21 protein-coding genes, 2 tRNA genes and 2 rRNA genes (1 of these 25 only partly in view) are annotated in these 24,235 nt (G+C 64.5%); 15 read left to right on the forward strand and 10 right to left on the reverse strand.

Features of this window, described 5'->3' with window-relative positions; all coding sequences use genetic code 11:
* A 23S ribosomal RNA gene (locus tag RE429_RS18140) occupies window positions 1–886 on the reverse strand (it extends 1,921 nt beyond the left edge of the window).
* 6 nt (window positions 887–892) lie between these two features.
* Between RE429_RS18140 and RE429_RS18145 the strand changes: the two genes are divergently transcribed.
* Window positions 893–1,204, forward strand: a complete 312-nt coding sequence (locus RE429_RS18145) for a hypothetical protein (protein ID WP_414472078.1) — start codon at window positions 893–895, stop codon at window positions 1,202–1,204.
* On the opposite strand, the gene RE429_RS18150 is transcribed toward RE429_RS18145, so the two are convergent.
* The 3 genes from RE429_RS18150 to RE429_RS18160 form a co-directional block, all read right to left on the reverse strand.
* Window positions 1,170–1,245, reverse strand: a tRNA-Ala gene (locus RE429_RS18150). The two genes, RE429_RS18145 and RE429_RS18150, sit on opposite strands and share 35 nt — an antisense overlap.
* 114 nt (window positions 1,246–1,359) lie before the next feature.
* Window positions 1,360–1,436, reverse strand: a tRNA-Ile gene (locus RE429_RS18155).
* 144 nt (window positions 1,437–1,580) lie between these two features.
* Window positions 1,581–3,066 (reverse strand): 16S ribosomal RNA (locus tag RE429_RS18160).
* The 16S and 23S rRNA genes sit together here with 2 tRNA genes alongside, the layout of an rRNA operon.
* 764 nt (window positions 3,067–3,830) lie before the next feature.
* Here RE429_RS18160 and RE429_RS18165 point away from each other — a divergent pair.
* Both RE429_RS18165 and RE429_RS18170 read left to right on the forward strand, forming a co-directional pair.
* A complete protein-coding gene (locus RE429_RS18165; RefSeq protein WP_414472079.1) occupies window positions 3,831–5,864 on the forward strand; it encodes a M23 family metallopeptidase in 2,034 nt (677 codons plus the stop codon).
* Between the two features lie 5 nt (window positions 5,865–5,869).
* Window positions 5,870–6,787, forward strand: a complete 918-nt coding sequence (locus tag RE429_RS18170; RefSeq protein ID WP_414472080.1) for an AEC family transporter — start codon at window positions 5,870–5,872, stop codon at window positions 6,785–6,787.
* Here the strand turns inward: RE429_RS18170 and gluQRS are convergent.
* Window positions 6,766–7,671 (reverse strand): tRNA glutamyl-Q(34) synthetase GluQRS, encoded by a 906-nt coding sequence (gene gluQRS, locus RE429_RS18175; RefSeq protein ID WP_414472081.1) that lies wholly within the window; start codon window positions 7,669–7,671, stop codon window positions 6,766–6,768. The genes RE429_RS18170 and gluQRS overlap by 22 nt on opposite strands.
* Before the next feature lie 32 nt (window positions 7,672–7,703).
* Between gluQRS and RE429_RS18180 the strand changes: the two genes are divergently transcribed.
* Window positions 7,704–8,351 (forward strand): DNA-3-methyladenine glycosylase family protein, encoded by a 648-nt coding sequence (locus RE429_RS18180; RefSeq protein WP_414472082.1) that lies wholly within the window; start codon window positions 7,704–7,706, stop codon window positions 8,349–8,351.
* A 4-nt stretch (window positions 8,352–8,355) separates the two neighbouring features.
* Here the strand turns inward: RE429_RS18180 and RE429_RS18185 are convergent, their stop codons facing one another.
* Window positions 8,356–9,129, reverse strand: coding sequence for an HpcH/HpaI aldolase family protein (locus RE429_RS18185; protein WP_414472083.1), 774 nt, complete (start codon window positions 9,127–9,129; stop codon window positions 8,356–8,358).
* A gap of 62 nt (window positions 9,130–9,191) precedes the next feature.
* Window positions 9,192–9,515 carry a DUF1476 domain-containing protein gene (locus RE429_RS18190; RefSeq protein ID WP_414472084.1) on the reverse strand — a complete coding sequence of 108 codons (324 nt, stop codon included), beginning with the start codon at window positions 9,513–9,515 and terminating at the stop codon, window positions 9,192–9,194.
* 237 nt (window positions 9,516–9,752) lie between these two features.
* Between RE429_RS18190 and purC the strand changes: the two genes are divergently transcribed.
* Both purC and RE429_RS18200 read left to right on the forward strand, forming a co-directional pair.
* On the forward strand, window positions 9,753–10,547 hold the full coding sequence (gene purC / locus RE429_RS18195) for a phosphoribosylaminoimidazolesuccinocarboxamide synthase (protein WP_414472085.1): 795 nt from the start codon (window positions 9,753–9,755) through the stop codon (window positions 10,545–10,547).
* A 116-nt stretch (window positions 10,548–10,663) separates the two neighbouring features.
* Complete coding sequence (locus RE429_RS18200; RefSeq protein ID WP_414472086.1) at window positions 10,664–11,200, forward strand: hypothetical protein; 537 nt, start codon at window positions 10,664–10,666, stop codon at window positions 11,198–11,200.
* Between the two features lie 14 nt (window positions 11,201–11,214).
* Here the strand turns inward: RE429_RS18200 and RE429_RS18205 are convergent, their stop codons facing one another.
* Entirely contained in the window at window positions 11,215–11,790 is a 576-nt protein-coding gene (locus tag RE429_RS18205) for a penicillin-insensitive murein endopeptidase (RefSeq protein ID WP_414472087.1), read from the reverse strand.
* 367 nt (window positions 11,791–12,157) lie between these two features.
* Between RE429_RS18205 and purS the strand changes: the two genes are divergently transcribed.
* The 6 genes from purS to RE429_RS18235 all read left to right on the forward strand — a co-directional run bounded on the left by purS (window position 12,158) and on the right by RE429_RS18235 (window position 16,645).
* Window positions 12,158–12,397: a phosphoribosylformylglycinamidine synthase subunit PurS gene (gene purS / locus RE429_RS18210; protein ID WP_414472088.1), complete on the forward strand. Its 240-nt coding sequence runs from the start codon at window positions 12,158–12,160 to the stop codon at window positions 12,395–12,397.
* Between the two features lie 100 nt (window positions 12,398–12,497).
* Complete coding sequence (gene purQ / locus RE429_RS18215) at window positions 12,498–13,196, forward strand: phosphoribosylformylglycinamidine synthase subunit PurQ (RefSeq protein ID WP_414472089.1); 699 nt, start codon at window positions 12,498–12,500, stop codon at window positions 13,194–13,196.
* A gap of 22 nt (window positions 13,197–13,218) precedes the next feature.
* Window positions 13,219–15,429 (forward strand): phosphoribosylformylglycinamidine synthase subunit PurL, encoded by a 2,211-nt coding sequence (gene purL / locus RE429_RS18220; RefSeq protein ID WP_414472090.1) that lies wholly within the window; start codon window positions 13,219–13,221, stop codon window positions 15,427–15,429.
* Between the two features lie 13 nt (window positions 15,430–15,442).
* Window positions 15,443–15,679 carry a BolA family protein gene (locus RE429_RS18225; protein ID WP_370438770.1) on the forward strand — a complete coding sequence of 79 codons (237 nt, stop codon included), beginning with the start codon at window positions 15,443–15,445 and terminating at the stop codon, window positions 15,677–15,679.
* Window positions 15,680–15,785: 106 nt separating this feature from the next.
* A complete protein-coding gene (grxD, locus tag RE429_RS18230; protein ID WP_009763309.1) occupies window positions 15,786–16,121 on the forward strand; it encodes a Grx4 family monothiol glutaredoxin in 336 nt (111 codons plus the stop codon).
* Between the two features lie 185 nt (window positions 16,122–16,306).
* Window positions 16,307–16,645, forward strand: coding sequence for a hypothetical protein (locus RE429_RS18235; RefSeq protein ID WP_414472091.1), 339 nt, complete (start codon window positions 16,307–16,309; stop codon window positions 16,643–16,645).
* Here RE429_RS18235 and tlpA read toward each other — a convergent pair.
* The gene (tlpA, locus tag RE429_RS18240; RefSeq protein WP_414472092.1) at window positions 16,642–17,319 is read right to left on the reverse strand and encodes a thiol:disulfide interchange protein TlpA; all 678 of its coding nucleotides are present in this window, start codon (window positions 17,317–17,319) and stop codon (window positions 16,642–16,644) included. The genes RE429_RS18235 and tlpA overlap by 4 nt on opposite strands.
* Window positions 17,320–17,517: 198 nt before the next feature.
* Here tlpA and lptM point away from each other — a divergent pair, with 198 nt between their 5' ends.
* Window positions 17,518–17,763 carry an LPS translocon maturation chaperone LptM gene (gene lptM, locus RE429_RS18245; protein ID WP_414472093.1) on the forward strand — a complete coding sequence of 82 codons (246 nt, stop codon included), beginning with the start codon at window positions 17,518–17,520 and terminating at the stop codon, window positions 17,761–17,763.
* 9 nt (window positions 17,764–17,772) lie between these two features.
* The gene (gene lysA / locus RE429_RS18250; protein ID WP_414472094.1) at window positions 17,773–19,041 is read left to right on the forward strand and encodes a diaminopimelate decarboxylase; all 1,269 of its coding nucleotides are present in this window, start codon (window positions 17,773–17,775) and stop codon (window positions 19,039–19,041) included.
* A 218-nt stretch (window positions 19,042–19,259) separates the two neighbouring features.
* Here lysA and RE429_RS18255 read toward each other — a convergent pair whose 3' ends face one another.
* Complete coding sequence (locus RE429_RS18255; protein WP_414472095.1) at window positions 19,260–21,236, reverse strand: Ig-like domain-containing protein; 1,977 nt, start codon at window positions 21,234–21,236, stop codon at window positions 19,260–19,262.
* A gap of 396 nt (window positions 21,237–21,632) precedes the next feature.
* Between RE429_RS18255 and RE429_RS18260 the strand changes: the two genes are divergently transcribed.
* Window positions 21,633–24,215: a TIGR02302 family protein gene (locus RE429_RS18260; protein WP_414472096.1), complete on the forward strand. Its 2,583-nt coding sequence runs from the start codon at window positions 21,633–21,635 to the stop codon at window positions 24,213–24,215.
* Window positions 24,216–24,235: the final 20 nt, after the last annotated feature.

Below are 24,235 nucleotides of genomic sequence, written 5' to 3' on the forward strand. Positions count from 1 at the left end.
CGAGGCGCTACCTAAATAGCTTTCGCGGAGAACCAGCTATTTCCGAGTTTGATTGGCCTTTCACCCCTAGCCACATCATCCGAGACTTTTTCAACAGGCACCGGTTCGGTCCTCCAGTGCGTGTTACCGCACCTTCAACCTGCTCATGGCTAGATCACCCGGTTTCGGGTCTAAAGCAACGAACTTAAAAACGCCCTGTTCAGACTCGCTTTCGCTGCGCCTCCACCTACCGGCTTAAGCTTGCTCGTTACTTTAAGTCGCTGACCCATTATACAAAAGGTACGCCGTCACCCAGGACGAACCTTGGGCTCCGACTGTTTGTAAGCATCCGGTTTCAGGTACTGTTTCACTCCCCTCGTCGGGGTGCTTTTCACCTTTCCCTCACGGTACTGGTTCACTATCGGTCGCTGAGGAGTACTTAGGCTTGGAGGGTGGTCCCCCCATGTTCAGACAGGATTGCACGTGTCCCGCCCTACTCATATCCAACCATCTCACTGACTCGTACGGGGCTATCACCCGTCATGCCTGCTTTTCCAAACAGTTCCGATGACGATCAGGTTGGCATTGGCCTGGTCCGCGTTCGCTCGCCACTACTAACGGAGTCTCAATTGATGTCCTTTCCTCCAGGTACTTAGATGTTTCAGTTCCCTGGGTTCGCTTTAAACCCCTATGAATTCAGGGCCTAATACCTTCATCTGACCCTCCGTAGTGCAACGCCACCCAAAAGATGCCGTCACAATACAAAGGGTCGAAGGTGGGTTTCCCCATTCGGAAATTCCTGGATCAAAGCTCGTTCGCAGCTCCCCAAGACTTATCGCAGCGTACCACGTCCTTCATCGCCTCTCAGCGCCAAGGCATCCACCAGATGCTCTTACGACACTTGATTACTCTCATGATCGATGCCCGCTCGGCAGCGGCCATCGACCCAAAAGAAAGACCTGCCTTCGGATCTCTCCGAAGACATGTTTTGCTTGCCAAAGCATATCCGGCGCACCTGGCTGCGGGCCAGGGCTGGTTCGCGGGACTAGGTTGCCCGCTGGCCGAATATGCCGCCTCTTTACGATTTCAAACATCCGCGCCGCTCACCCCCAAGAGGGGAGGGCGCGAATCCGACAAGATCCCGCACGCCAAGCGCGCAGAATTCCAGAAAACCCCCCAGCACCAAAGAATGGTGGAGCCTGTCGGGATCGAACCGACGACCTGAAGCTTGCAAAGCTACCGCTCTCCCAGCTGAGCTAAGGCCCCGTTGCGCAGGACCCTCGGACCGCAAGGTCCGCAAGCCCGACCGGGCGCCGCGCCGCGTGGCGCGGACAGCCAAGGCCACGGAGGTGGCCGCCGGCGTCTGAGGCCCCAGAATAATGGTGGGCCTGGGACGACTCGAACGTCCGACCTCACCCTTATCAGGGGTGCGCTCTAACCACCTGAGCTACAGGCCCGATCCGCCGCACGACACGGCAGGGTTTTCCGGAGAAGAAGAAGCGAAGACGGCAGCGTCCCGCAAGAAGGGTCTGACTTGACCCTGTTTGTTCCAAGAGATCCGAGAAGACCGGCAGATGCCGACCTTGAGGGATCATCCTTAGAAAGGAGGTGATCCAGCCGCAGGTTCCCCTACGGCTACCTTGTTACGACTTCACCCCAGTCGCTGACCCTACCGTGGTCGCCTGCCTCCTTGCGGTTGGCGCAGCGCCGTCGGGTAAGACCAACTCCCATGGTGTGACGGGCGGTGTGTACAAGGCCCGGGAACGTATTCACCGTGGCGTTCTGATCCACGATTACTAGCGATTCCGCCTTCATGCACTCGAGTTGCAGAGTGCAATCCGAACTGAGACGGCTTTTTGGGATTAGCTCCCCCTCGCGGGTTCGCTGCCCATTGTCACCGCCATTGTAGCACGTGTGTAGCCCAGCCCGTAAGGGCCATGAGGACTTGACGTCATCCCCACCTTCCTCGCGGCTTATCACCGGCAGTCCCCCTAGAGTGCCCAACTCAATGATGGCAACTAGGGGCGAGGGTTGCGCTCGTTGCGGGACTTAACCCAACATCTCACGACACGAGCTGACGACAGCCATGCAGCACTGTGTTCCGGCCAGCCGAACTGAAGAGGAATGTCTCCACTCCCCATACCGGACATGTCAAAGGCTGGTAAGGTTCTGCGCGTTGCTTCGAATTAAACCACATGCTCCACCGCTTGTGCGGGCCCCCGTCAATTCCTTTGAGTTTTAATCTTGCGACCGTACTCCCCAGGCGGAATGCTTAAAGCGTTAGCTGCGCCACTGACGAGCAAGCTCGCCAACGGCTGGCATTCATCGTTTACGGCGTGGACTACCAGGGTATCTAATCCTGTTTGCTCCCCACGCTTTCGCGCCTCAGCGTCAGATCCGGACCAGTCAGCCGCCTTCGCCACTGGTGTTCTTGCGAATATCTACGAATTTCACCTCTACACTCGCAGTTCCACTAACCTCTTCCGGTCTCAAGCCTTGCAGTATCGAAGGCAATTCTGTGGTTGAGCCACAGGCTTTCACCCCCGACTGACAAAGCCGCCTACGCGCCCTTTACGCCCAGTGATTCCGAACAACGCTAGCCCCCTTCGTATTACCGCGGCTGCTGGCACGAAGTTAGCCGGGGCTTCTTCTGCGGGTACCGTCATTATCGTCCCCGCCGAAAGAGCTTTACAACCCTAAGGCCGTCATCACTCACGCGGCATGGCTGGATCAGGCTTGCGCCCATTGTCCAATATTCCCCACTGCTGCCTCCCGTAGGAGTTTGGGCCGTGTCTCAGTCCCAATGTGGCTGATCATCCTCTCAGACCAGCTACTGATCGTCGCCTTGGTGGGCCATTACCCCACCAACCAGCTAATCAGACGCGGGCCGATCCTTCAGCGATAAATCTTTCTGCTCTCGCACGTATCCGGTATTAGCCCAAGTTTCCCTGGGTTATTCCGAACTGAAGGGCACGTTCCCACGCGTTACTCACCCGTCTGCCACTGACCCCGAAGGGCCCGTTCGACTTGCATGTGTTAAGCCTGCCGCCAGCGTTCGTTCTGAGCCAGGATCAAACTCTCAAGTTGAACTTCAGAATTCGATCTCGACTGTTCGTCTTAAAACGCAAAATTGACAGAGCACCTCTCACTCCGGCCAAAACCGGAGCGGTGTACTCACCAAAAGCGCAAGACCTGGTCGATGTCTTGTTCAAAGCAGCCCCAAAGGGCCGCCGCAAGGACACCGCCGCCTGCGCTTCTTCTTCCTTCTTCACTTGTCAAAGAGCAGCATCGTCAGATGCAGTTTCCGAAGACGACAGCGCCTCACTCCGGTTTTACCCGGCTTGAGCCGCCAGCCTGTCAGGGAAACATCGGAACCGCCCGTTGGAGGCAGCGCCGCGATGAACCCGATTTAGGATCATTCGACCAGCTTGTCAACCCTATTCTTTTCAAAATCGGGCCGCCCGTCCGAAAACGGGACCAACTGGAAAGAAACCTTCAAATCCCGACTTTCGTCAGGTCCGTCGGCCCACTTTCTGGAAGGTGCTGGCGCCGTCCGCATTCAGCGGTGGCGTCGATGGGCGGGTTATAAGCCCGGCCCCTTGCGGCTGTCAACATGGTTGTGAAGGTTTTTTGACACCCGGCGGGACATTGTCGGATCCTCGCCCCACAGGATTCGACAAGCCTTGCCTCACTGCCGACACAGTGGCGGTTGAAGCAGCGCGAGGGGCGCCTCTCCATCGGAGGAGCATCCGAGCGGCCTTTTTCCTCTTATGCTGTGCCGGTGCCGTCTCTTGTGTTAGAGCGCCTCTACCCCCTATGGATTAGGCCACTCAATCGGATACGACTTTCTCATGAGCCATGTTCCTCCTGATAACGGCCTGCCGAAGGCTTCCCGAAGGGAAGTGTTCCGCGCGTCGTCGGGAGTCGAGCTGGGCCACGAGCCGGCCCTGACCGCCAGCGGCGCCTCGGCCCCCGAGATCGACAAGCGCGAGATCAATCTGCGCTGGCTCGGCGCCAGCGTCCTGACGGGCGTGACCGGCGCGGTTCTGATCGGCGCTTCGATTCATGTTGCCATCGAGGGCGCCACCAATGCCGTTCAGCCTCCGGAACGCACTGCGGTGAACGCCTATTCCCGTCCTGAATCGGAAGGGGAGCGCGCCACGAACGCCGCCCGCAAGGGCGACCGGCTGAACATGACCGAGCTGACGGCCTCCGCGAAGCAGAGCTTCAGGGCCGCCATGACCATCCGCAACGGCGACCGCGAGGCGATCAAGGTTCGACAATTCGTCAAGATCGCCACCAATCTCTCCCTCACGGCCGGCACCTATGCGTCCGATATTCCTCCGTTCAATCCCATGCGCCTGTTCGCGGAGAACACTCAGGAGAAGATCGATCAGGTGCCCGAGATCACCGATGCCGACGTGTCCGTGCTCCGGCGGGACCTCGCCTCCATGGTCATCGAGGCGAGTTCGCCGGCCCTGACGGATGACGACGTCCAGGCCATGCTGGAGGAGGAGCGGCGCGTCGGGGGAGGAGCCGGGAGACGCGCCTCCGTGCCGATTCCCGCTCAGCAGATGCTGTCCCGCACCCTGCGCCAACCCGACAGTCTCGGGGATGCCCTGGGCTATGCGCGTGTCGTCGATGCGCCCTTCAGCACCATCGAAGTCCGGGTGGTGCCCGAGAACGTCACCGATCTGCCGAAGATCGAGCAGCGGGCCGTTCCGCCCCTGGTCGAGGAACGCGACGTCGTCTTCAAGAAGGGTGAGACGCTCGAGACGGTCCTGCGCAGCTACGGGGCGACTCCGGAGCACATCGCCGCCATCACGACGGCTCTGTCGGCGCGCATGAAGGTCGCGACGATGGGGGAAGGCGCGCATCTGCGCATTCTCATCGCTCCCGGGCCGCGTCTGGGCGACCCCAAGCAGATCGTGCGCGTCATCGCGTTCGGCGAGAAGGGAATCGACGGCATCGCGGCCACGAACGATCGCGGCGTCTTCGTCTCCGTGACGCCTCCCGAAGATCTTTCGGATCGCAAGGCGACGGCCGATGCGCAGCAAGAGGAGGAGGAAGAGGAAGGCGGCGGCGTCAGGCTCTACGAGAGCCTGTACGAAACGGCCATGAAGAACGATCTGCCGCCGGAGACCGTGCAAGAGCTCATCCGCATCTTCGGCTACGACGTCGATTTCCAGCGCCGGGTCGCGCAGGGCGACAGCTTCGAAGTGTTTTTCGGCGCGGACGACGAGAATGCGCCGCCGGAAGTGCTTTACGCCTCGCTGACGATCGGCGGGGACGCGCGCCGGGTCTACCGCTTCCAGGGGGAAGACGGATCGATCGATTATTTCGACGAGACCGGCCGCTCCCTGAAGAAGTTCCTGCTGCGCAAGCCGATCTCGGACGGCATTCTGCGGTCGGGCTTCGGATCCCGCTTCCACCCGATCCTGGGCTATAGCCGGCCGCATACGGGAATCGACTGGGCCAACAGGGTCGGCACGCCGATCCTGGCCGCCGGCAACGGCACCATCCGCATGGCGGACTGGAAATCGGGCTATGGCCGCCACATCGAGATCCAGCACGCCAACGGCTATGTGACCACCTATTCGCACATGTCGGGCTTTGCCAAGAACATGGCGGCCGGCCTCAAGGTACGCCAGGGGCAGGTGATCGGGTATCTCGGCAGTACGGGCCTCTCGACCGGCCCCCATCTCCACTACGAGGTGCTGATCAACGGCAGCTTCGTCGACCCCCTGAAGATCCGCCTGCCGCAGGGCCGCGAGCTCGACGGCCGCAGCCTTGCCGAGTTCAAGCGCCAGCGCGAGCAGGTGAACGACCTGATGAGCCAGGCGGGCGCCACCGCAAGCCTCGCCCAGCGTGCCGAGTTGCGCTGAACCCGATGCTCGACCTGCTCGCGATCGTCTTTCCGGTCTTCGGCCTGATCGGAATCGGGTATCTCGCACGCCGCACGGGGTTCGTCTCCGAGCGCATGGGCGAGGGTCTCTCGGAATTCGTCTTCACCCTGTCGGTTCCCTGCCTGATCTTCCGCACGCTCGTGAAGGCCGAGATTCCGCAGACGCAGCCGTGGGGCTACTGGATTTCCTATTTCGTCGGCGTCGCCGTGGCCTGGGTCCTCGCGACCGCGATGGCCAAGCGCTATTTCGGGGTCAAGGGCGTCGCAAGCGTCGTGGCCGGGTTCTCGGCGGGACAGGCCAACACCGTCTTCGTCGGCGTGCCCATGATCCTCAAGGCCTACGGGGACGAAGGCGCCGTCCCGCTCTTCCTGCTGCTCGCCGTTCATCTTCCCGTGACCATGACCTTGGCGACCGTGCTGGCGGAGGGACGCCAAGCCTCGCCGCTCGTCATCCTGCGGCGCCTGGCGACGCATCCGATCGTGATCGGCATTCTCGCGGGCTCCGCCCTTCGCCCCGTCGCCGGGGTGGTTCCGACGCCCCTTTGGCAGATCCTGGACCTGCTCGCGAGCGCAGCCGTGCCCTGTGCGCTGATTTCCATGGGCATTGCGCTGCGCCGCTACGGGATGAAGACCGGTTGGAAACTTCCGACGGCGATCTCCATCCTCAAGCTCGTGGTTCACCCGCTCGTGGTGCTCCTGCTCGCCACTGTCGTGTTCCAGATGCCGCCTGTCTGGGCGGGCGTGGCCGTGCTCTTCGCGTCGTGCCCCTCCGGCATCAACGCCTATCTCTTCGCCGAGCGCTATGGAGAGGGCGTGGCGCTCGCCTCCAGCGCCGTGACGCTCTCCACGATCCTGGCGCTGGGCACCACCCTGCTCTGGCTCTACGTGCTGGGTGTGGGCTGAGGATAAAAACCCAGCCTCCGACGGACCTCCGCGGCCGTCACCCCTCGGGTCCGCAACGCGCACAGCGCTTCCGACCGCCGGCTCTTCGCGAGCTTGTCGCCGCCCGGATCGAGGATCAGGCCGTGATGGTGATAGAGCGGCGTGTCCAGACCGAGCAGGACCTGCAAAAGCACGTGCAGATCGGTCGCCGCCTCCAGGTCCTGTCCGCGCACCACATGGGTGACGCCCTGCAGGGCATCGTCCACCACGACGGAGAGATGATAGCTCGTCGGCACGTCCTTGCGCACGATCACCGCATCGCCCCAGCGCCGGGGATCGGCTGCGACGACCTCCTCGTCGCCCGTGAGCGAAAACCGCGTGAAGGCATAGGGGCCGGGGTGAAGACGGCGGACCTCGTCGCTGTCGATCCGCCAGGCATGCGCGTCGCCCGCACGGATCCGTCCCTCGGCCCCGCCGCCGGGAAGGCCCTTGCAGATGCCCGGATAGAGCGGCGCGCCGTCAGGGTCCCGCGGCCAGGCCTCGCCGCTCTGTGCCTCGATGGCCTCGACCCGCTCGGCGATGCGCTTGCGCGAGCAGAAGCAGGGATAGACGAGCCCCCTCCCCTTCAGTCTTTGGAAGGCCGGCCGGTAATCCGCGAAGTGCTCCGATTGCCGGCGCACCGGTTCTTCCCAGGACAGGCCGAGCCAGGTGAGATCCTCGACGATGCCCGCCTCGTATTCGGGGCGGCAGCGTGCGATATCGATATCCTCGATGCGCAGCAGAAACCGGCCGCCGAGCCGGCGGGCGAGCGCATCGTTGAGCAGGGCCGAATAGGCATGGCCAAGGTGAAGCCGTCCGTTGGGGCTTGGAGCGAATCGGAATACGGGCTTCGTCGACTTCGTCACGGACGGCCTTCAGACACAAGGAGCGGAATGGGATGGTCACCCTCCTCGAAACGGACGCGGTTCTCAAGAGGGGTTTGACGGCGCTCGCGAAGGCCGATCCCGTCATGGCGAGGCTCGCCGCCGAAGGCGTGGTCCCGCAGCTGCGCAAGCGGCCGCCGGGTTTCGAGGGGCTGGCCTGGATCATCGTCGGCCAGCAGGTGTCGACCGCAAGCGCCGCGGCCATCTGGGGACGATTGCGGCTGATCCTGGATCCGCCGGAGCCCGCGCGCTTCCTGAGCCTTTCCGACGAGGACCTGAGAGGAGCGGGCCTCTCGGCCATGAAGGTCAGGACGATCCGTGCGACGGCCATGGAGATCGTCGACGGGCGGCTGCCCCTCGACCGGCTGGACGAACTCCCCGCCGACGAGGCGCACGCCCTCCTGACCCGGGTGAAGGGCATCGGCCCATGGACGGCCAATATCTATCTGCTCTTCTGTCTCGGTCATCCCGATGCCTTCCCGGGCGGCGACCTCGCCGTGCAGGAGGCCGCCCGCATCGCCTACGGGCTGACGGACCGGCCCGACGCGAAGGCCTTGACGGCCCTCGCGGAGAGCTGGCGCCCATGGCGCGGCGTGGCGGCCAAAGTGCTCTGGGCCTATTACCGGGTGGTGAAGGCGCGGGAGGGCAGCCCCGTCACGTGAGGCCTCACCCCTGCTGCGCGGCCACGAGGGAGGCTTGGGCGCCCGCCCTCAGCATGGCGGTGTCGCTGCCGATGGAGACCATGTTAAAGCCCTTGCGGGCGAGTTCCCCGGCTCTCGCGCCCGAAGGCGCATAGATTCCCGCGAGCTTGCCGGCGGCTTTCACGCGGGCGAGCACATGATCGAGCGCCTTGTCGACTTCAGGGCTGGCCGGGTCGACGCTCCTGCCGCCCGACAATGCGATGGAGAGGTCCGCCGGACCGATGAAGACGCCGTCAATGCCGGGCACGTTGAGGATCTCGTCGAGAATGGCGAGCGCTTCCCGGGTCTCCACCATGGCGAAGGACACCGTCAGATCGTTGGCCTGGCGCAGATAATCCGCCGCATCCAGGCCCGAGAGGGACAGAGCGCCATAGGCGCCCCAGCTGCGCTGGCCCACGGGCGGGAATTTCATGAACGAGGCGAAGAGCCGGGCGTCGTCGACGGTGTTGATCATGGGCGCGATCACCCCTGAGACGCCGGCATCCATGAACCGGGAGGCGGTGGCGAATTCGCCCACCGGAATCCGGACCAGGGCCGGCTTCCCGGCCGCAGCGATCAGCGGCACGGCCCGGAGCGCGGCCGCGAAGTCGATGGAACCGTGCTGCATGTCCATGACGACCGCGTCGAACTCTTCCCTCGCCAGCAGGCCCGGAATCGACGGATCCGGGATTCCGCACCAGGCGGTGAGCAGAGGCGTGCCTGCCTTCAGGAGGTCGGGGAAGGATGGATTGGTCAGCATGGCGCTCTTTCTTGTTCCGGTGTTTCTTGTCGTGCCGCGGATTCCCGCAAGGCGGACGGGGCTCAACGCCCCGCCTTGATCTCCTCGATGGCTCGGGCCATCAGCTGCTGCAGCTTAGCGCCAAGCTCGGCTTCGTCGAGTGGCTTTCCTGCCTGCTCGAGGTCCTGCCGGACCTTGCGAACCGCATCCGCGCCGCCCGGCCCCCGGAAATCGGCCTGGACGACGCTCCCGGCGTAAGCCTCGGCCTCGTCTCCGGTCTTGCCCAGTTTCTCGGCGACCCAAAGGCCGAGCAGCTTGTTCCGGCGGGCCGTGGCCTTGAAGCGAAGATCCTGGTCATGGGCGAACTGCTTCTCGAAGGCGTCTTCTCGCTCGTTGAAAAGGGTCATGGATGCTCCTCCCCTCCTGGGATCATCATGCGATATAAGGGCGCACTCGCGTCATCACCATGTCATCACCACCTAAAAGAAGGTGCTTCGAAGGGGCCACATCCTGCCCTCCTCCGTGCCGCGTTGTGCTTGCCCCCTTGATCGGATAGGTTGCCCTGAAGCGGAGCGCTGGTTTAATGCCGCGCATACGCCAGCCGCGGAACTGCATCATGTGTTGACCCAGGAGCCCACGGCACTATGGATTTTCTCAAACCACGGTACACGCCTATGAATCGTCGCCGTCGCGTCTATGAAGGCAAGGCGAAAGTCCTCTATGAGGGCCCCGAACCCGGAACGCTCATTCAGCACTTCAAGGATGATGCGACGGCCTTCAATGCCAAGAAGCACGAAGTGATCGACGGCAAGGGCGTGCTGAACAACCGGATTTCCGAGTTCCTCTTCCAGCACCTGAACGATATCGGCGTCCCCACCCACTTCATCCGCCGCCTGAACATGCGCGAGCAGCTGATTCGGGAAGTGGAGATCATTCCTCTCGAGGTCGTCGTGCGGAACGTGGCCGCGGGATCCCTCGCCAAGAGGCTCGGTCTCGAGGAGGGCACGCAGCTGCCGCGCTCGATCATCGAATTCTATTACAAGAACGACGAGCTGGGCGACCCGATGGTCTCGGAAGAGCACATCACCGCCTTCGGCTGGGCCTCGCCCCAGGAGATCGACGACATCATGGCGCTGGCGATCCGCGTCAACGACTTCCTGTCCGGCCTCTTCCTCGGCGTCGGCATCCGTCTCGTGGATTTCAAGCTGGAGACCGGCCGCCTCTGGGAGGGCGAGCTGATGCGCATCGTCGTGGCCGACGAGATCTCCCCGGATTCCTGCCGTCTCTGGGATATCAAGTCCAAGGACAAGCTCGACAAGGACCGGTTCCGCCGCGACATGGGCGGCCTGGTGGAGGCCTATACGGAGGTGGCGCGCCGCCTCGGGATCCTGTCCGAGAACGAGACCGTCATCGCCGGCGGTCCCCGCCTCGTGCAGTGAGGCCTGCATCCTGAACAACGACCGAGCCCGGCCCCGCGCCGGGCTTTTCTTTATCCGCCCATCGACTCTTTATCCGCCCATCGACCTGCCCCGCTTGTTTGCGCTAGAACAGGGCAATGTCGTTTCGCCTGCCCTTCCCCGGCCTTCTCCTCGCTCTGGCGCTCGGCCTGACCGGCTGCGGCTACATCCCTCGCGCCGTCGAGGGTGTGCCCTCCGGAGCGCCATGGGAGGCGCTGCCGCTCCGCAAGTGGCTGGCCGAGGACCGGGCCGAACCGGTGGCCCTTACCTTCTGCGCCCCGCCGCAATGCAGCCCCGGCCTCGCCGTCGGCGTCATCCGCCTTAACGGAAAGGACGCGCAGATCACGGAAGCCGTGCTCAAGGACCCGGAACGCCTCGCCCGCGCCCTCCGCTCTCCCGTGGGCCGGGACAAGCCGGTGAGGAGCACGATTTCCGTCGAGCGCCTGAAGGATGCTCCCTATCCCGGCTTCGCCATCAGGCTCGCCCCGGCGGACGGACAAAAGGCCCCCGCCTTCGGGGCGGCCCTGGGCAGGCGCTCCGGTGAGGAGCTGGATGTCGTTCTCGTGATCGGCGACACCGCCGAGGCCGTCCAGCAGACGGCCCGCCAGGTCGCTGCCCGCGAATTGGGCTTGTAGAGCTCAGCTCTCACCTATCGTAGCGGCTTGCAGGGCAGCGAAAAATCTACGTGATAATGCTCGTCATGCCGAACCCAAGCTTGGTGCGGCCTGAAAGTCAGCTGACTTCGCAGAGAGGGACCCTGTGACGTAGCAAAGAGTGCCGGATGATAGGCAGGGTCGAGGATCACGCGCTGCATCCCGAGACCTGACCGCTTTGCAGAGCGATGCAAGGCCTCAAGATGCAGGGCAATCGCCTCGAAATCGATTTGATAACCTCTCATCCGTCCCTGTCGGTCAAACTCCAGACCGTATCCGTAGCGGTTGAAGGGATTTGTCGGGAGAGAGGCCGGCTTGCCGTTCGTATTCCGAACCGGAACCATGAAATCAACGGAGAGACCATTTTGGTGGGTGCGGTGAGGGGGGAAGGAGCCGCCTTTTTGATGGCCGGTCTCGCCATAGACGAAAACCAGCTCCTTATGGCTCTTTGACAGAGCATCATATGCTTCGATGACAGCACCTGCGACCTTGGAGTGCACGTAATTCCGGTCAAGGAGCTCAGCCAGCCCGCTGTAAGCGGTGAAATTCGTACCGGACAGAGGCAGGGGCACACCTCGCTCTAGTCTTCCCTTGCTGACTGTGCCGAAACAAACGCTTTCTCCCCCGAAAGCGCCTGAATCCGATGTCCCCGGCAACACGAACAGCACAGCCAAAGGCAAGGCAAACGCGACGTTGTATCACCTCTCTTTTGTTGAAGGGGCCATGGCGTCCAGCGACTTGCTTTTACGGTTTTGTACGCCGATCCCCGGCCTGCTGACGCCCTCCACATATATAGGCGTAGGCTCTGGCTCATGCTTACCGGTCCAAACAGGACGGCAGGCCATCGATCCCTGACCGCGAATTGAACACCTAAGACATTGTTTCTTGCGGCCATTGGCTTTATGGCGTGGGGCAAATCTCAACAGCCCGAGGCCTCCCATGAAAGCTCGCGTCACCGTCACCCTGAAGAACGGCGTTCTCGACCCCCAAGGCAAGGCCATCGAAGGAGCCTTGGCGTCCCTGGGCGTGGAAGGCATCGCCGGCGTGCGCCAGGGCAAGGTCTTCGACATCGAGCTGGATACGGCCGACAAGGCTCAAGCCGAGGCCTCCCTCAAGGCGGCCTGCGAGAAGCTGCTCGCGAACACCGTCATCGAGAACTACCGCGTCGAACTGATCTGACCGTCATGCCCGGACCTGATCCGGGCATCCACGTTTGACCCGCGCCGCTTGGCGTGGATGGCCGGGACGAGCCCGGCCATGACGAGAGAAGGATGGACCCATGAAATCCGCAGTCATCGTCTTCCCCGGCTCCAATCGCGAAGGCGACGTGGTGCGGGCCCTCAAGCAGGCCGGCTCCGACGCCCAAAAGGTCTGGCACGCCGAGACCGAACTGCCCCAGGGGACGGACCTCGTGGTCCTGCCGGGCGGCTTTTCCTATGGCGACTACCTGCGCTGCGGCGCCATCGCGGGCCGTGCGGCCGTGATGGACGCGGTGCGGGCCCATGCGGCGCGCGGCGGCCTCGTGCTCGGCATCTGCAACGGCTTCCAGATCCTGTGCGAATCCGGCCTTCTGCCCGGCATCCTGATGCGCAATGCGAACCTCAAGTTCATCTGCCACCGCCAGTTCCTGAAGGTGGAGCGCACCGACACAGCCTTTACCAAGCGCTACGGGCAGGGCCAGGCCATCGACGTCTGCGTCGCCCACGGCGAGGGCAACTACACGGCGGATGCGGAGACACTCAAGCGCCTCGAGGGCGAAGGGCTCGTCGCCTTCCGCTATTGCGATGCGCAGGGCCATGTGACGCCCGACGCCAACCGCAACGGCTCCATGAACTCCATCGCGGGCATCTATTCCGACAAGCTCAACGTGCTCGGCATGATGCCTCACCCGGAAAACCTGATCGAGGATCTCGTAGGCGGCACCGATGGGCGCGGCCTGTTCGAGAGCCTCGTTTCGTCCTTCCCCCGCGCCGCCTGATTTTTGAAATTACGAGACCCTGATGATCCGCAACGACGTCGCCATCACCCCGGAGCTGGTCAAGGAGCACGGGCTGAAGCCTGACGAGTACGACCGCTTCGTGAAGCTCATCGGCCGCGAGCCGACGCTCACCGAGCTCGGCATCGTCTCCGCCATGTGGAACGAGCATTGCTCGTACAAATCCTCGCGCATCCATCTGCGCGGCCTGCCCACGAAGGCCCCCTGGGTGATTCAGGGGCCGGGCGAGAACGCGGGCGTGATCGATATCGGCGACGGCCTGGCGTGCATCTTCAAGATGGAAAGCCACAACCATCCGTCCTTCATCGAGCCGTATCAGGGCGCGGCGACGGGCGTCGGCGGCATCCTGCGCGACGTCTTCACCATGGGGGCCCGCCCGATCGCGGCTTTGAACTTCCTGCGCTTCGGCGAGCCGGATCATCCCAAGACGCCGCATCTCGTGTCGGGCGTGGTCGCCGGCATCGGCGGTTACGGCAACTCCTTCGGCGTGCCGACCGTCGGCGGCAGCGTCGGCTTCGACAAGCGCTACAACGGCAACATCCTCGTCAATGCCATGGCGGTCGGCCTCGCCCGCGCGGACGAGATCTTCTACGCGAAGGCCACCGGCGTCGGGAATCCGATCGTCTATCTCGGCTCCAAGACCGGCCGCGACGGCATCCACGGCGCGACCATGGCGTCCGCCGAGTTCGACGACGCCTCGGAGGAGAAGCGTCCCACGGTGCAGGTCGGCGATCCCTTCGCCGAAAAGCTGCTGCTGGAGGCCTGCCTCGAGCTCATGAAGTCCGGCGCGGTGATCGCGATCCAGGACATGGGCGCGGCCGGCCTCACCAGCTCCGCGGTCGAGATGGGCGCGAAGGGCAATCTCGGCGTCGAGCTCGACCTCGACAAGGTGCCCTGCCGCGAAGAGGGCATGACGGCCTACGAGATGATGCTGTCCGAGAGCCAGGAGCGCATGCTCATGGTGCTCAAGCCCGGGATGGAAAAGCAGGCCGAGGCCATCTTCCACAAGTGGGGGCTGGACTTCGCCGTGATCGGCAAGACCACCGACACCCTGCGCTTCGTCATCAAGCACCAGGGCGAGGTGAAGGCCGATCTTCCGATCAAGGAGCTCGGCGACGAGGCTCCGGTCTATGACCGCCCATGGGTGGAAAGCCCCAGGCAGCCCGTGATCTCGGCCGAAAGCGTCGAGGCGCCGGTCTCGGAGGCCGAGGCGCTCCTGCAGCTCGTCGGCTCGCCGGACCAGTGCTCCAAGCGCTGGGTCTGGGAGCAATACGACCACCTGATCCTCGGCAACACGGTCCAGACCCCGGGTGGCGACGCCGCCATCGTGCGCGTCGAGGACGGCCCGAAGGGGCTGGCGCTGACCACCGACGTGACGCCGCGCTACTGCGAGGCCGATCCCTTCGAGGGCGGCAAGCAGGCGGTGGCGGAAGCCTGGCGCAACATCACGGCCGTCGGCGGCCTGCCGCTGGCGATCACCGACAACCTCAACTTCGCCAGCCCCGAGCGGCCCGAGTCCATGGGCCAGTTCGTCGGCTGCCTCAAGGGCATCGGCGAGGCCTGCCGGGCTCTCGACTTCCCGGTCGTGTCCGGCAACGTCTCGCTCTACAACGAGACCAACGGCCAGGGCATTCTCCCCACCCCCGCCATCGGCGGCGTGGGCCTGCTCGACGATGTGACGGTCAACGCCTCCATCGCGTTCAGGACCGAGGGCGAGGCGGTCATCCTGATCGGCGCGACGGCAGGCTGGCTCGGACAGTCGATCTATCTGCGCGATGTCTGCGGGCGCGAGGAAGGCGCTCCGCCTCCGGTGGATCTCGCCGAGGAGAAGCGCAACGGCGACTTCATCCGCCAGCTCATCCGCTCCGGACAGGTGAAGACGGTGCACGACTGCGCCGACGGCGGCATCGCGCTGGCGCTGGCCGAAATGGCGATGGCGGGCGATATGGGCGCCGAAGTCACGGCCGTTCCCGAGAACATGCCGCTTCACGCCTTCCTGTTCGGCGAGGATCAGGCGCGCTATCTCGTCTCGGTCGACGAGGACGCGGCCGCCGATATCCTCTACGCGGCGGGTGCTCTCGGCATTCCCGCCGTGACGATCGGGGTCACGGGCGGCGATTCGTTGATTCTGCCGGGCCATCAGGCCATATCCGTGAGGCAGCTGAAGACCGTCCACGAGTCCTGGCTGCCCGAGTACATGGCCGGAGAGGCCTGAGGAGTTCCGATCCATGGCAATGGATGCACGCGATATCGAAAGCATGATCAAGACCGCCCTGCCGGATGCGGTCGTCGAGATCAGGGATCTGGCGGGCGACGGCGACCATTATGCCGCCACCGTCACTTCCTCGGCCTTCAAGGGGAAATCCCGCGTCCAGCAGCACCAGATGGTCTATGCAGCGCTGCAGGGCCGCATGGGCGGGGCGCTCCACGCCCTTGCATTGACGACGCTGACACCCGACAATTGAGACATGAACCCGGCGCCTTGACGGCCCAAGATCCATTTGCTCCGCATCTTCTTCGCAAAGCCGGACCCACTTTTGCGGAAAAAGCCGGGGAATACAGGAGACCTCCATGGCTGATGCCAACCAGATCATCGACAACGAAGTGAAATCCAACGACGTCGTGCTGTTCATGAAAGGCACGCCGCAGTTTCCCATGTGCGGATTCTCGGGCCAGGTGGTCCAGATCCTCAACTATCTCGGCGTGCCCTATAAGGGCGTCAACGTGCTCGAGGACGAGACCATCCGCCAGGGCATCAAGGATTATTCCAACTGGCCGACCATTCCCCAGCTCTACGTGAAGGGCGAGTTCGTCGGCGGCTGCGACATCACCCGCGAGATGTTCCAGGCCGGCGAGCTGCAGCAGCTCTTCGCCGACAAGGGCATCCAGGTTCAGCAGAGCGCCTGACCGGCCCCCTCACGGAAACACTGCTGCATCAAAGCGAGGCTTCGACCTCGCTTTTTTGTTGCGCGTGCATCCCCGGCAAAGCGCGTCTTATGTCGCATTCCGAAGGACGGCCCGTCTGCCTACATAAGCCCTGAGACACGGCCGCCCAAAAAACAGAACCGGGCGGCGCAATCGGGGGTCTTTCCATGTTCGAGCAAGAAACGACGCAAGAAACGACGAATGTCGTCGCGTTCAAGCCGCGCAAGACGGCGGCCGCACGACACCATCCCAAAACCCTGATCGAACGCATCTACGCCGCCGGCTCCCTCGCCGTGCGGGCGGACGATGCCGCCACCAAGATGGCGGCCGCGATGCTGCAACGCCTCGGCTTTCTCGTGATCGAAGCCATTTCGGCCGACGGAGTCCCGCATCGTCTCAAGCCCGGCGAAACCCGTCAGGCCATGGACCGTCCCTGGCGGCTCTCGAAGCCTGCCTTCTCGGGCGAGCAGGGCCAGCCCGACGGCGAAGGCGCTTTCCTGCCTTAAGAGCGTCCCAGCGCCGTGCGGACGAACGCGATGGCGTCCGGAGAGGCCCATTCCGCCGGGCCCTTCAGGAGCGCGATCTCGCAACCCGTAGCGTCGACGATGAAGGTCGTCGGCAGCCCGACCACATGGCCCGTCTTCTGCAGGGTCTGGAGCACCTTGCCTGTCGGATCGGCATAATAGGCCAGGTTCCTGATGCCGTTGTCCTGCAGCCAGGCCCTGGGCTTGTCGGGATTGCGGGTGTCGACATTGATGGCGACCACCTGGAAGTCGCCGCCGCCCAGCTCGGCCTGCAGCTTGTCGAGGGCCGGCATTTCCTCACGGCAGGGCACGCACCACGTCGCCCAGAGATTCACCAGGATCGTCCTGCCCTTGAAGTCGGCGAGGCTCTGAGCCTGCCCGTCCGAACCGGCAAAGCTGATCCCCGGCGGCGGCTTGGGCGCGCTGCTCACGCCCAGAGCGGCCAGTTCGCCCTTCGCCAGCGGCTTCAGATTGTCCGCAGCGGCGGTCGAGGCGCGGCATTCGCCCGCCTGGGCGACCCCGGCTCCCCTATGTGAGAGACCGTACCAGGCAGCCCCCCCGGCCAGGAGCGTGACGGCGGCAAGACCGGCAACCCGAAGTCGGCTGCGGGTTTTCACAGGGTCCGGTGCGTTCGGGATTTCCGGTGCATTCGACATGAGCCCGATGTGGCTCTTTTTCGGCCAAGCCTCAAGCCCCCGCGGGGAAATCCTTCATCACGATGCCGTGGACGAGCGAGGCATCGGGACAGGGATTTCGGGAGAGGGATTTCGGGACAGGGACGACGAAGCCCTACCTTGCCTCTCGCATTGCCTATCGGTTCCCGTTATGGTGCGGCCACGTTTCGGAGCCTCTCGATGTCGACCTGCGTTTCCTTTTCCCGTGCGGCCCTCGTGGCCGGCCTCATCGTTCTCGGCCTTTCGGCCTGCGGCCGCCGCGGCGCGCTCGAGCCGCCGCCGAACGGATCCGCCGCGGCTCAGCCCCAGCAGCAGGACGCCGAGGGTCAGGCCACGCTCCCCTCCCCGGTCGGCACGCCCCGCTCGAAACCCAGCCGCGCCTATACCGTCCCCAACGAGCCCTTTATTCTCGATCCGCTGCTCTAAGGCAGACCCATGCACCATTTCGCCTATCGCGACGGCGTCCTCCACGCGGAGGATGTCAGCCTGCACCGCCTCGCGGACGAGGTCGGGACCCCCTTCTACTGCTATTCCTCGGCGACGCTCGAGCGGCATTACCGCGTCTTCGCGGAAGCCTTCGCGGAGACCGACGCCCTGGTCTGCTACGCCATGAAGGCGAATTCCAACCAGGCGGTGCTCAGGACCCTGGCCCGCCTGGGCGCGGGCATGGACATCGTCTCGGAAGGCGAGCTGCGCCGCGCGCTGGCGGCCGGCGTGCCGGGCGAGCGGGTGGTGTTCTCCGGCGTCGGCAAGACCAGGGCCGAGATGGCCTTCGCCCTCGACAGCGGCATTCTCTGCTTCAACGTCGAATCGGAGCCCGAGCTGGAGGCGCTCTCGGACGTCGCCCTGTCCAAAGGCCGGCGCGCGCCGGTCTCGATCCGCATCAACCCGGACGTGGACGCCAAGACCCACAAGAAGATTTCGACCGGAAAGTCCGAAAACAAGTTCGGCATCCCGATTTCGCGCGCCCGCGAGGTCTATGCCCGTGCGGCAGGGCTGAAGGGCATCGAGATCACCGGCGTCGACATGCATATCGGCAGCCAGATCACGGATCTTTCGCCCTTCGACAACGCCACGGCCCTCTTGGCCGAGCTCGCCCGCGACCTGATGGCCGACGGGCACAAGCTCCATCATATCGATCTCGGCGGGGGCCTCGGCGTGCCTTACCGCGACGACAACGAGCCGCCGCCCGATCCGCAGGCCTATGCGCAGATCATCAAGCGCCATACCAAGGATCTCGGCCTCAAGCTCGTTTTCGAGATGGGCCGCCTGATCGCCGGCAATGCGGGCGTTCTCGTGGCGAAGGTCATCTATGTGAAGGAAGGCGCGGGCCGCACCTTCGTGATCGTCGACGCGGCCATGAACGACCTCATCCGCCCGACGCTCTATGACGCCTATCACAACATCAAGCCGGTGGCGGAGCCTTCGGCCGATACCCCCCGCATCGTCGCCGACGTGGTCGGCCCGGTCTGCGAAACGGGCGATTACCTCGCGCTCTCCCGCGACATGCCGGCCGTGAAGCCGGGCGATCTCATCGCCATCATGACGGCGGGCGCCTATGGGGCGGTTCAGGCCAACACCTACAACACGCGCCTGCTCGTGCCGGAGGTTCTGGTGCGCGGGATGGACAGCGTCGTCGTGCGGCCGCGCCCGACCTACGAGGATCTCATCGGCCTCGACCGCGTTCCGGACTGGCTGGCCTGATCATTCGGAGGATCGCGCTTCCATCCCATCCTGCCATCCCATCCTGCATGGAAAAACCCCGGTGGAGATCCACCGGGGTTCTTTTTTAAGCTATCCGGACGACCCTAGAGCATCGGACCCAAAAGTGGACCCACTTTTGGGATCGAATCCGATGCTCCACTCTCTAAATGGCGCATCGTTCGGGGCGAAAAACCGGGTCCACTTTTTCGCACGATGCGCTAGAAGACGAGGAAGTCCGCATTGGTCATCTTCAGGCCCTTGTCGAGCTGGGCGAACTTGACCGCGGCAACCTGACCCGAACCGTCCGCGTCGTAAGAGAGCGCGCCGGTCTTGCTGTCGTAGATGATATGGTCGTTCCTGTCCTTCGCCTTCGGGCCGATGGTGAAGAACTCCTTCTTGAGGACACCCGTCTGCGTGAGCGTCCGGAAGATCGCATTCTCCAGACGGATCGTGTCGTCCTTCACGCTGAAGTCGGTGATCGTGTCCACATTGAGCGTCTTGTTCAACGCGGAGTTGAACACGAAGGAGTCCCGGCCGGTGCCACCGGTCAGCGCATCCTTCCCCGAGCCGCCCACCAGGGTGTCGTTGCCGGCGCCGCCCTTGAGCACATCCTTGCCGGCCCCGCCCGAGAGAAAGTCGTTGCCCGTACCGCCGAAGAAGGTCTCGTTGGCGCCGGTCCCGTTGACCACCTCGGGGCTCACGTTGCCGATATTGATGGTGAAGGTCTTCAGCGTGACCAGCCCCGTATCGTCCTTGGCCTCGACGGTGACCGTGTGCGTCCTGGCCTGCTCGAAATCGAGCTTCAGCCCGTTCTTGACGACGATCTTTCCGTTCACGATGTCGAAGCGGCCGCCGGCATCGTCCACGAGGCGGAAGGCCACGTGGTCCCCGGCGTCCTGATCGGTAGCCGACAGGTCGCCGACGACCGTCCCGTTCGCGGCCAGTTCGTTGACGGTCGGATTCGCAGGGGCGAGCGCTACGTTCTCCGGGGCTTCCTCGGTGTTGTAGGCCCCGATCGTGATCGCCTTCACGAAGGTATGGCCGCCGGCATCGGTGACCTTCACCCACAGCTCGTGGAGGCCGACCTGGGCGTCGTTCAAGGCCGCCTTCACCCTGATCTTGTTGCCCACGATCTCGAAGAAGTCGTTCTGCGCCTCAGTCGTGCCGGTCTGATCGGTGACCAGGGTGTAGGTGAAGGTGTCTCCCGCGTCGCCGTCGACTGCCGAGAGCGTCGCGAACTCCTTCCCGACCGGCGCGTTCTCGGCGACAAGACCGCCCGTGACCTGGATGTTGGTCGGAACATGGTCGTTGTCGTCCGTGACGGTGATGACGATGTCCTGGGTATGCGGCGCGTTGGCGCCATCCGAGACCCTCACCCGGATCGTGTGCGGGCCGATGGCCTCACCGAGATCGGCCTTCACGCGCACTTCGAAAGCGCCGTCGTCGTTCTCCACGATCTCGAACAGATCGTCGTCGACCGGATTGCCGGCGGCATCCACGATGACGAAGGTGTGGGTGCCCCCGTCATTGGCCCCGAGCGTGCCGACCACGTCACCGATCCCGGCATGCTCCGAGACGGCCTGGCTCGACAGGGTCACGTTCGTCGGTGCCGCGGTGTCGAGCGTGAAGGTGATCGTGGTGACGCCCGAGACGTTCCCGGCCGCATCGGTCGCGCGGACCTCGACCGTGTGCTGACCATCCGCCAGCTCGTCCGGATCGTAATCCTCGCTCCAGTCACCGTTATCCAGCCGGTACTCGACCGTGGCGCCGTTCTCGGCCGCGACCGTCAGGGCGCCGTCGTTGGTGCGCAGATCGCCGGCGGTGCCGCTGTCCGTCGTCAGCGCGACGGTCGGAGCAGCCGGCGCCGCGGTGTCGAGCGTGAAGGTGATCGTGGCGACGCCCGAGACGTTCCCGGCCGCATCGGTCGCGCGGACCTCGACCGTGTGCTGACCATCCGCCAGCTCGTCCGGATCGTAATCCTCGCTCCAGTCACCGTTATCCACCTGGTACTCGACCGTGGCGCCGTCGGCCACGTTCCCAATCGTCAGCGCGGCGCTGTTGGTGATGCCATCGCGGGCGGTCCCACTGTCGGTCGTCAGCGCCACGGTCGGAGCCTCAGGCGCTGCGAGATCGAGAGCAAGGGTTGTCGCCGACGTATCTTGGGCAACCGCAAATGTGTCCATTGAAACTGCCATAATATTCCCCCTGGTGATCGTTTTTGGAAAGGTCGTCAGGGTGAAGCGTGTATGACGTTACATTATCTTGGTCAATATAATAACGTTTCTTCTAATCGACACATAAGCCATGTAGCTGAAGCCATGTAGCTGATATGCAACACTATCTCGAATGCAAGGACATCGGCCATTCGCAGGCAGCGCGGAGCGCGCGGGATCGGGGAGGACGTTGAAGGTCAAGTTCGGACGGATCCGCCGGGGACCAGGCGCCCATCGGCCCAACCGCTCGGGCCAACCCGACCGTTCAGATCAAAACTTCTTGACTCCCCGAAGGCATTCCACACTGGCCATTCCGACCCGACGTGCTAGCTTTCCGAGGGGGGCTGTGGGCACATCTGTGCTACGGAGAGAGTTGGCATGAGCGAAGGCCCGAACCCGTCGCCGGCGCAAAGCACCCTGAGCAGGAGGTTCGGGCGCCTGGTCAACCATGCGCGCTGGTCCCTGTGGTGGGAGGATGCGTGGCCCCGGATCTGGCTGCCGCTCGCCATCGTGCTTCTCTTCCTCACGCTCTCATGGTTCGGCCTCTGGCTCGAGGTCAGGCCCTTCTGGCGCTCGATCGGCCTCGGCCTGTTCGCGGCCGCGCTTCTGGTCTCCCTCTGGCCGCTCCTGCGCCTGCGGATGCCCAGCCGCACGCGGGCGCTCGATCGCCTCGACCGCGACACCGGCCTGGCCCATGGCCCGGCCCGGGTGCTCGACGACAATCTGGCGCTCGGATCGGGCGATCCCGGCACCCGGGCGCTCTGGTCGCTCCATCGCAGGCGGGCCGAGGAGGCGATCGGGCGGATGCGGGTCGCCCCGCCCCGGCCCGACATGCCGCGGCGCGACCGCTATGCATTGAGGGCCGCCGGCGTTCTGGCCCTCGCGACGAGCGCCTTCGTGGCGGGGCCGGAGCTCGGCTCGCGCCTCAAGGCCGCCTTCGACTGGCGGGAGGCCTCGGCCTCCGCGCCCGCATTCCGCATCGACGGATGGATCGACCCGCCGCTCTATACCCGCATGCCTCCGGTGATGATCGACCTCGCGAAGGGCCAGTCCCTGCGCGCGCCGATCCATTCCACCATCGTCATCCGGGTGGCCGGCGACGGCAAGGCGGAGATCAAGGCCGGGAAAGGCCTGACCGCCCTGCCCCCGAAGGGCGCCCAGCGGGCGGATCTGCACGAGGAGCGCTATACGCTCGACGGCAGCGGGGAGCTGACCGTCAGCACGGGCTTTGCCCGGAGCGTCACGCTCGAGATCGAAGCCATTCCCGATCATCCCCCCGAAATCGCCTTCGCGGGCCCGCCCGAGGTCAATGCGCGCGGCACCTTCACCCTCGTCTACAAGGGGAAGGACGATTACGGAATCGCCTCCATCGAGGGCCAGGTCGAGAAGGCCGACGGCAGCAAGGGCCGCTCGCTGGTGGCGGCCCCCTCCCTCACGCTCGCCCTGCCGAGCCACGAGGAGAATGCCCCCGAAACCCGCTCTCCCGTCGATCTGACGAATCATCCCTGGGCCGGAGCGCCGGTCACGATCAGGCTCAAGGCCAAGGACGAGGCCGGCCAGGAGGCGACGAGCGACGCCCTCACCTTCACGCTGCCGCAGCGGCCCTTCACGAACCCGCTCGCGAAGGCCCTCGTGGAGCAGCGGCGCAACATCGTGCTGGCTCCCGACGACCGCAAGCGCGTGCAGACCGCCCTCGACGCCCTGCTGATCGAGCCCGCGATGTTCACGCCGCAATGGGGTGTCTTCCTCGGCCTGCGCACGGCGGCCGAGCGCCTGCGCGCGGCGAGGACCGACGAAGCGCTTCTCGACGTCGCCGACTGGCTCTGGAACATGGCGCTGCAGATCGAGGACGGCAATCTCTCCGATGCCGAGCAGCAGTTGCGGGCGGCCCAGGAACGCCTCAAGGAGGCCATGGACCGCGGCGCTCCGGACAAGGAGATCAAGCGTCTCACCGACGAGCTGCGGCAGGCGATGGACCGGTTCCTGCGCGAATTCGCCCAGCGGATGCAGCAGAACCGGCAGCAGGGCGATAATCAGAATCAGCGCGCGCCGGACCGGGTGATTTCGCAGGACGATCTCAACCGCATGCTGCAGCAGATGGAAGACGCCATGCGCCGGGGCGACATGGCGGAGGCCCAGCGCCTTCTCGAACAGCTGCGCAACATCCTCGAGAACCTGCAGACGGCTCAGCCCAACAGCCGCATGACCGACCCTCTCTCCCGCGAGATGAACCAGGCCATGCGCGACCTCGAGGACATGGCGCGCGAGCAGCAGGACCTTCGTGACCAGACGTTCCGGCAGGGCCAGGACCGCCGCATGCAGCAGGGCGACCGCGATGCGCCGCGGCAGGGTCAACGCCAGCCGGGACAGCGCCAGCAGGGGCAGCGTCAGCCGGGCCAGCAGGGCGGCCGGGAGCAGGGCGAGAACGGCGACGGGTCGCAGGATCCGTCCGGGCTGCAGCAGCGGCAGCAGGCGCTGCGCGAGCGGCTCCAGGACCTGCAGCGGCGCATGGAAGGCATGGGCATGCAGGGCGAGCAGGGCTTCAGCGACGCCGAAGGGGCCATGCGGGAGGCGGAAGGCGCGCTCGGAGACGGTCAGGACGGCCCTGCCGTCGATGCTCAGGGGCGCGCCCTCGAAAATCTGCGCCGCGGCATGCAGGGCATGGCCCAGCAGATGCAGCAGATGCAACAGGGCCAGGGCGACCAGCAGGCGGGCGATCAGCCCGGCCCGGGCGAGCCTCAGGGTCCCGGACAGGCCGGGCAGCGGAACAACGACCCTCTGGGCCGTCCCACCCGGAGCCGGGACTACGTGGACAACACACGCGACGGGATTCCCAACGTCAACGAATCACCGGCCCAGAGGGCCCAGCGCATCCTGGAAGAGCTGAGGCGCAAGCTCGGGGATCCGACGAGGCCGCAGGAAGAGCTCGATTACTTCGAGCGCCTCCTTCGCAGGAACTGAGTTTGGGGTTAAGAGGAGCC

It is taken from the genome of Microvirga sp. M2, from assembly GCF_047497095.1.
GTDB lineage: Bacteria > Pseudomonadota > Alphaproteobacteria > Rhizobiales > Beijerinckiaceae > Microvirga.

Excerpts from the sequence above, each read along its gene's own strand:
- RE429_RS18145 (WP_414472078.1), top strand. The coding sequence starts at position 893 with ATGATCGATGCCCGCTCGGCAGCGGCCATCGACCCAAAAGAAAGACCT.
- RE429_RS18165 (WP_414472079.1), top strand. The coding sequence starts at position 3,831 with ATGAGCCATGTTCCTCCTGATAACGGCCTGCCGAAGGCTTCCCGAAGG.
- RE429_RS18170 (WP_414472080.1), top strand. The coding sequence starts at position 5,870 with ATGCTCGACCTGCTCGCGATCGTCTTTCCGGTCTTCGGCCTGATCGGA.
- RE429_RS18180 (WP_414472082.1), top strand. The coding sequence starts at position 7,704 with ATGGTCACCCTCCTCGAAACGGACGCGGTTCTCAAGAGGGGTTTGACG.
- RE429_RS18185 (WP_414472083.1), bottom strand. The coding sequence starts at position 9,129 with ATGCTGACCAATCCATCCTTCCCCGACCTCCTGAAGGCAGGCACGCCT.
- RE429_RS18190 (WP_414472084.1), bottom strand. The coding sequence starts at position 9,515 with ATGACCCTTTTCAACGAGCGAGAAGACGCCTTCGAGAAGCAGTTCGCC.
- purC (WP_414472085.1), top strand. The coding sequence starts at position 9,753 with ATGGATTTTCTCAAACCACGGTACACGCCTATGAATCGTCGCCGTCGC.
- RE429_RS18200 (WP_414472086.1), top strand. The coding sequence starts at position 10,664 with ATGTCGTTTCGCCTGCCCTTCCCCGGCCTTCTCCTCGCTCTGGCGCTC.
- purS (WP_414472088.1), top strand. The coding sequence starts at position 12,158 with ATGAAAGCTCGCGTCACCGTCACCCTGAAGAACGGCGTTCTCGACCCC.
- purQ (WP_414472089.1), top strand. The coding sequence starts at position 12,498 with ATGAAATCCGCAGTCATCGTCTTCCCCGGCTCCAATCGCGAAGGCGAC.
- purL (WP_414472090.1), top strand. The coding sequence starts at position 13,219 with ATGATCCGCAACGACGTCGCCATCACCCCGGAGCTGGTCAAGGAGCAC.
- RE429_RS18225 (WP_370438770.1), top strand. The coding sequence starts at position 15,443 with ATGGCAATGGATGCACGCGATATCGAAAGCATGATCAAGACCGCCCTG.
- grxD (WP_009763309.1), top strand. The coding sequence starts at position 15,786 with ATGGCTGATGCCAACCAGATCATCGACAACGAAGTGAAATCCAACGAC.
- RE429_RS18235 (WP_414472091.1), top strand. The coding sequence starts at position 16,307 with ATGTTCGAGCAAGAAACGACGCAAGAAACGACGAATGTCGTCGCGTTC.
- tlpA (WP_414472092.1), bottom strand. The coding sequence starts at position 17,319 with ATGTCGAATGCACCGGAAATCCCGAACGCACCGGACCCTGTGAAAACC.
- lptM (WP_414472093.1), top strand. The coding sequence starts at position 17,518 with ATGTCGACCTGCGTTTCCTTTTCCCGTGCGGCCCTCGTGGCCGGCCTC.
- lysA (WP_414472094.1), top strand. The coding sequence starts at position 17,773 with ATGCACCATTTCGCCTATCGCGACGGCGTCCTCCACGCGGAGGATGTC.
- RE429_RS18255 (WP_414472095.1), bottom strand. The coding sequence starts at position 21,236 with ATGGCAGTTTCAATGGACACATTTGCGGTTGCCCAAGATACGTCGGCG.
- RE429_RS18260 (WP_414472096.1), top strand. The coding sequence starts at position 21,633 with ATGAGCGAAGGCCCGAACCCGTCGCCGGCGCAAAGCACCCTGAGCAGG.